The following is a 5,229-nucleotide window of genomic DNA, read 5'->3' on the forward strand; positions in this document are numbered from 1 at the left end:
AGTTGCCCTCCTGCGTGGCGGTTAGCAGCGGGTGAAGCACCTTGATCGGCGCCTTGAACATCTCGACGAACTCGAGCAGGCCGCGGTTGGCCAGGCACAGACCACCCGAGTAACTGTAGGCATCGGGGTCGTCCTGCGAATACTGCTCGAGCTTGCGAATGTCGATCTTGCCGACGAGGGAGGAGATGTCCTGGTTGTTCTCGTCGCCCGGCTCGGTCTTGGCCACCGCCGTCTGGCGCAGCACCGAGGGGATGAGCCGCACAACGCGGAACTTGGTGATGTCGCCGCCGTATTCGTGCAGGCGCTTGACCGCCCACGGACTCATGATCGTGTTGAGGTAGCGGCGCGGGATGCCGTAATCGTCTTCGAGGATCCGCCCGTCCTCGTCGGCATCGAACAGCCCGAGCGGCGACTCGTTCACCGGCGAGCCCTTGACCGCGTAGAACGGCACCTTCTCGATCAGGCTCTTGAGCTTTTCGGCGAGCGAGGACTTGCCGCCGCCCACGGGGCCGAGCAGATAGAGGATCTGCTTCTTCTCCTCGAGGCCCTGAGCTGCGTGGCGGAAATAGGACACGATCTGCTCGATGACCTCTTCCATGCCGTAGAAGTCGCGAAAGGCCGGGTAGAGCTTCAGGACCTTGTTGGAGAAGATGCGTGACAGCCGCGGGTCGAGGCGGGTATCGACGAATTCGGGCTCGCCGATCGCCATCAACATACGCTCGGCAGCAGTGGCGTAGGCGGAGCGGTCGCTGCGGCACAGCTCGAGATACTCCTGCAGCGACAGCTCGTCTTCGCGGGCGGCCTCGTAGCGCGCCTGGTAGGCGTTGAAGATGCTCATCGGTGACCCTCCTTTGACTGCGCCGGCGTCTGCGCAGATATCGTCGGCCCGTGCCGCCTGTCATGCAAGGCCGCGTCCGGCTTCCTGTTTGCATGCCGGATCTGCAGTTGAGAGGGCTGGGCATGGGGTGGAGTTCCATCGCGGACGGGCATTATTTTGCGTGCGGCGCGCCTCTCGCCGGCGCGCCAGGAGAGCTGGAGGCAGGCCCTGCGCCCTGTGCTAGAATCGCCGATCCACGTTTAACGCGTTCGCGGACGCGGGGCCCGTTGCGGCGCGATGCGCTTCGGGATCGCAGGCGGGAACGGATAATTTCTTTGACTTGTCAGGACTGATTTGATGCAAACCAACCAGGAAGCCCGGAGCGCACTCGAGCGCCGCATCGACATGACCGTTTCCATGGCGGACGTCGAAAAGGAAGTGGAAGCCCGTCTCAAGCGCATGGCCCGCACCATCAAGATGCCCGGGTTCCGCCCGGGCAAGGTGCCGATGAAGATCGTCGCCCAGACGCATGGCGCCCAGGCGCGCTCGGAGGCGATCGGTGCCGCGGTGGAGCAGGCTTTCGGCGCGGCGGTGCGCGAGCAGCAGCTGCGCGTCGCCGGCTTCCCGCACATCGAACCGAAGGAAGCGGCGAATCCGGCCGAAGCATTGGAATTCACCGCGGTGTTCGAGGTCTATCCTGAAGTGGAGCCGGGTGATCTGTCGGCTCAGAAGATCGAACGTCCGGTGCTCGAGGTGGGCGAGGCCGAGGTCGAGAAGACGATCGACGTTCTGCGCAAGCAGCGTACGACCTTCGTCGATGCCGACCGTGCCGCGGAGGATGGCGACCGGGTGGTGATCGATTTCATCGGTCGCAAGGATGGCGAGCCCTTCGAGGGCGGTCAGGGTCAGGAATTCCCGTTCGTGATCGGCGCGGGATCGATGCTGAAGGATTTCGAAACGGCGGTGGCCGGCCTTAAGGCGGGCGAGACCAAGACCTTCGACATGACCTTCCCGGAGGATTATCACGCCCAGCAACTGGCCGGCCAGGCGGTGCAGTTCGAGATCACCGTGAAGAAGGTCGAGGCGCCGATGTTGCCGGAAGTCAACGCCGATTTTGCGAAGGCGCTCGGCGTGGCCGATGGCGACGTGGCCAAGCTGCGCGAGGAGGTGAAGACCAACCTCGAGCGTGAGGTCAAGCGCCGCATCCAGGCCCGCTTGAAGGAGCAGGTCATGAATGCGCTGCTCGAGGTGACGCCGATCGAGGTCCCGAAGGCACTGATCGATGCAGAATCGGGCCAGCTGGCCGAGAACGCGCGTCGCGATCTCGAGATGCGCGGGATGAAGACCAAGGACATTCCGGTCGAGCCGGCCTGGTTCGCCGAGCAGGCCGAACGTCGCGTCAAGCTGGGCCTGATCATGGCCGAGCTGGTGAAGAAGGCTGAGCTGCACGCCAAGCCCGAGCAGGTCCGTGCGCTGGTCGAGGAGATGGCTCAGAGCTACGAGGATCCGTCCGAGCTGGTACGTTGGTATTACGCCCAGCCGGACCGCCTGTCACAGGCCGAGGCGGTCGTGATCGAGGACAATGTCGTGGCCTGGGCGAGCGCGCAGGCACAGACCACCGACACGCCGGTGGCTTTCGACGAACTGATGGGCAACAACGCCGCCTAAGAAAGGAAACAGCTGATCATGAATCAAGGAACACCGCAGCACGGAAGCGCATGGGAGCCGGTCGGTCTCGGACTGGTTCCGATGGTGGTCGAACAGAGTGGTCGCGGCGAGCGTGCCTACGACATCTATTCGCGCCTGCTCAAGGAGCGCGTGGTGTTCCTGGTCGGTCCGGTGAATGACGTCACCGCCAACCTGATCGTGGCCCAGCTGCTCTTTCTCGAGTCGGAGAATCCCGACAAGGACATTCACTTCTACATCAATTCACCGGGAGGTTCGGTGTCTGCGGGGCTGGCCATCTACGACACCATGCAGTTCATCAAGCCCCACGTCAGCACCCTTTGCATCGGCCAGGCCGCGAGCATGGGTGCCTTTCTTCTCACCGCTGGCGAGAAAGGCAAGCGATATGCGCTGCCGAATTCGCGGGTGATGATTCATCAGCCGCTGGGCGGCTTCCAGGGTCAGGCCTCGGATATCGAGATCCACGCACGTGAGATCCTTTATCTGCGCGGCCGACTCAACGAGATGCTTTCCCAGCACACCGGCCAGCCGATCGAGCGCATCGAGAAGGACACGGATCGCGACAACTTCATGTCCGGTGCCGCCGCGGTGGAATACGGACTGATCGACAAGGTGCTGACCTCGCGCGCAGACACCTGAACCAGGAGAACCCGACCATGACGGACAAAAAGTCGGCCGGCGAAAAGCTGCTCTACTGCTCCTTCTGCGGCAAGAGCCAGCACGAGGTGCGCAAGCTGATTGCTGGCCCCTCGGTTTTCATTTGCGACGAATGCATCGAGCTGTGCAACGACATCATCCGGGATGAGATCGTTGGCGCGATCGAGGCCGGCGACGACAAGGAGAAGCTGCCGACGCCGAAGGAAATCTGCGAGCTCCTCGATCAGTACGTGATCGGCCAGGCCCAGGCGAAGCGTAACCTCTCGGTGGCGGTGTACAACCACTACAAGCGTCTGCGTCACCTTTCCGGCAAGAGCGACGATGTCGAGCTCACGAAGAGCAACATTCTGCTGATCGGCCCCACGGGCTCCGGCAAGACCTTGCTCGCGCAGACCCTGGCGCGCCTTCTCAACGTACCCTTCGTGATGGCCGACGCGACCACTCTGACCGAAGCCGGCTACGTCGGAGAGGACGTCGAGAACATCATTCAGAAGTTGCTGCAGAAGTGCGAGTACGACATCGACAAGGCGCAGCAGGGCATCATCTACATCGACGAGATCGACAAGATCTCGCGCAAGTCGGACAACCCGTCGATCACGCGCGACGTGTCCGGTGAAGGCGTTCAGCAAGCGCTGCTGAAGCTGATCGAGGGTACGATCGCATCGATTCCGCCGCAGGGCGGGCGCAAGCACCCGAACCAGGATTTCATCCAGGTGGACACCACCAACGTGCTCTTCATTTGCGGCGGCGCCTTCGATGGCCTCGACAAGGTCATCCGCAACCGCACCGAGAAGGCGGGCATCGGCTTCGGTGCCGAGGTGAAGAGTCGGGATAGCAAGAATCTTACCGACACCTTCCGTCAGGTCGAGCCGGAGGATCTGGTCAAGTTCGGACTGATCCCGGAGTTTGTCGGCCGACTGCCGGTCGTGGCCGCCCTGCAGGAACTCGACGAGGAAGCCCTTGTGCGCATCCTGGTGGAGCCGAAGAACGCCCTCATCAAGCAGTATGAAAAACTGTTCTCGATGGAAGGGGTCGATCTCGAAATCCGGCCCGCCGCACTGCAGGCGGTCGCGCGCAGGGCGATCACGCGCAAGACCGGCGCCCGCGGCCTGCGCTCGATCCTCGAGGCGGCGCTGCTCGACATCATGTACGAGTTGCCGACGCTCGAGGGTGTGGAGAAGGTGGTGGTGGACGAGAACACGATCGATGAGGGCGCCAAGCCCCTGCTGATCTACGCCGAGCAGCAAAAGGTTTCCGGGTCCAATTGAGCCCGGAGCAGCGCCCGCTTGAATTTCCAGGTCACGCCCGCATATGGTCGTGACCTTTCGGATAAGGAAAATTGAAATGTCGGGTCCTGCTGACCTCCCCAACGAGCAAATGGAACTACCGCTGCTTCCGCTGCGCGACGTGGTGGTGTTTCCGCACATGGTTATCCCGCTGTTCGTCGGGCGACCCAAGTCGATCAAGGCGCTCGAACTCGCCATGGAGGCGGGCAAGCACATCCTGCTGGTGGCGCAGAAATCGGCCGCCAAGGACGAGCCCGCGGTCGAAGACCTCTATTCGACCGGTTGCGTGGCGAACATCCTGCAGATGCTCAAGCTGCCCGACGGCACGATCAAGGTGCTGGTCGAGGGCGTGCAGCGCGCGCGAATCGACGAGGTCGAGGACCAGAAGGAGTATTTCGACTGCAAGGTGACCCCTGTCCCGCTGCCGGCAGCCGAGGGTACCGAGCTCGAGGCGATGCGCCGCGCGATCATCGCCCAGTTCGACCAGTACGTTAAGCTCAACAAGAAGATTCCGCCGGAAATCCTCAGCTCGCTGGCCGGTATCGAGGAAGCGGGCCGGCTGGCCGACACGATCGCAGCGCACCTGCCGCTCAAGCTGGAGCAGAAGCAGGAAGTGCTGGAGATGTTCGACGCCGCCGATCGCCTCGAAAAGTTGCTTTCACAGCTGGAGACCGAGCTCGACATCCTGCAGGTGGAAAAGCGTATCCGCGGGCGCGTGAAGCGTCAGATGGAGAAGAGCCAGCGCGAGTACTACCTGAACGAGCAGGTAAAGGCGATCCAGAA

4 protein-coding genes and 1 pseudogene are annotated in these 5,229 nt (G+C 62.6%); 4 read left to right on the forward strand and 1 reads right to left on the reverse strand.

Annotation, left to right across the window (positions count from 1 at the left end):
• Positions 1 to 838, reverse strand: a pseudogene (locus BB334_RS17575) (PrkA family serine protein kinase); the annotation flags it as partial.
• A gap of 336 nt (positions 839 to 1,174) precedes the next feature.
• Between BB334_RS17575 and tig the strand changes: the two are divergent.
• The 4 genes from tig to BB334_RS09920 form a co-directional block, all read left to right on the forward strand.
• Positions 1,175 to 2,485, forward strand: coding sequence for a trigger factor (tig, locus tag BB334_RS09905; RefSeq protein WP_068807865.1), 1,311 nt, complete (start codon positions 1,175 to 1,177; stop codon positions 2,483 to 2,485).
• An 18-nt stretch (positions 2,486 to 2,503) separates the two neighbouring features.
• Positions 2,504 to 3,142, forward strand: coding sequence for an ATP-dependent Clp endopeptidase proteolytic subunit ClpP (clpP, locus tag BB334_RS09910; protein WP_068807868.1), 639 nt, complete (start codon positions 2,504 to 2,506; stop codon positions 3,140 to 3,142).
• A gap of 17 nt (positions 3,143 to 3,159) precedes the next feature.
• Positions 3,160 to 4,428 (forward strand): ATP-dependent Clp protease ATP-binding subunit ClpX, encoded by a 1,269-nt coding sequence (gene clpX, locus BB334_RS09915; protein WP_068807871.1) that lies wholly within the window; start codon positions 3,160 to 3,162, stop codon positions 4,426 to 4,428.
• Positions 4,429 to 4,504: 76 nt separating this feature from the next.
• Positions 4,505 to 5,229, forward strand: a 725-nt coding sequence (locus BB334_RS09920) for an LON peptidase substrate-binding domain-containing protein (protein ID WP_198531218.1), incomplete at its 3' end; no start/stop codon positions are given.

The sequence above is a fragment of the Thauera phenolivorans genome (assembly GCF_001696715.1).
In the GTDB taxonomy this organism is placed as follows: Bacteria; Pseudomonadota; Gammaproteobacteria; order Burkholderiales; family Rhodocyclaceae; genus Thauera; species Thauera phenolivorans.

Excerpts from the sequence above, each read along its gene's own strand:
- tig (WP_068807865.1), top strand. The coding sequence starts at position 1,175 with ATGCAAACCAACCAGGAAGCCCGGAGCGCACTCGAGCGCCGCATCGAC.
- clpP (WP_068807868.1), top strand. The coding sequence starts at position 2,504 with ATGAATCAAGGAACACCGCAGCACGGAAGCGCATGGGAGCCGGTCGGT.
- clpX (WP_068807871.1), top strand. The coding sequence starts at position 3,160 with ATGACGGACAAAAAGTCGGCCGGCGAAAAGCTGCTCTACTGCTCCTTC.